The following is an 852-nucleotide window of genomic DNA, read 5'->3' on the forward strand; positions in this document are numbered from 1 at the left end:
ATGGGCGTCACGTTCTTCGGCGTCTTCTACACCCAGAGCGTGCGCGGGTACTCCCCGCTGGAGTCGGGTGTGCTGATGCTGCCGCTCGCCTGCGCCCAGCTGATCTTCGCGCCGCGCGCCCGGCTGGTCGTCGACCGGTTCGGCAACAAGGCCACCACCACGGCCGGCCTGGTGCTGATCGCGGTGACCCTGGCGGTCTTCGCCACCTTCGAGGCGGACACCCCCATCTGGCTGCTGGAGGTCGTCTTCTTCCTCATGGGCGTCGGCATGGCCCACATCATGACGCCGACCTCCGTCGTCATCATGCAGGCCCTGCCCCGCGAGAAGGCCGGCTCCGCCTCCGCGCTCAGCAACACCTTCCGCCAGGTCGGCGGCGCCCTCGGCATCGCCGTCCTCGGCTCGGTGCTCGCCGCCTCCTACCGCGACGGCATCGAGGGCAAGCTCGGCCAGCTGCCGCCGGGCCTGCGCGACACCGCCGCCGAGTCCGTCGAGGCCACCCTCGGCGTCGCCGAGAAGCTCGGCCCGCGGGGCCAGGCCCTGGTCGTCCCGGCCCACGACGCCTTCCTGCACGCCATGCACCTCACCGCCCTGTGCGGTACGGGCGTCGCGCTGATCGGTGCCGTGGTGACCGCCCTGTTCCTGCCGGGCAAGCCGCCGGCCGGTCAGCGCGACGACGCCGAACCGGAATTGGTCGCCGCCGCGGAATGACCTGACCCGCCCTGGCGGGCGGGGTGACGGGGGAAGGAGGGTGTGCTGCGGGACAATGCCCGTGGCGCAGTGAGAGGACGGAACGACGTGACCCTTGCCGACAGCCGGCCGCGGCCGGACGGACCCGCCCGGGGCCGGCCCCGC

At 73.1% G+C, this 852-nt stretch carries 1 protein-coding gene; it reads left to right on the forward strand.

The features are described from left to right. Positions 1-708, forward strand: a 708-nt coding sequence (locus IE312_RS42290) for an MFS transporter (protein WP_229900556.1), incomplete at its 5' end; no start/stop codon positions are given. Positions 709-852: the final 144 nt, after the last annotated feature.

It is taken from the genome of Streptomyces capoamus, from assembly GCF_014654935.1.
Taxonomy (GTDB): domain Bacteria; phylum Actinomycetota; class Actinomycetes; order Streptomycetales; family Streptomycetaceae; genus Streptomyces; species Streptomyces capoamus.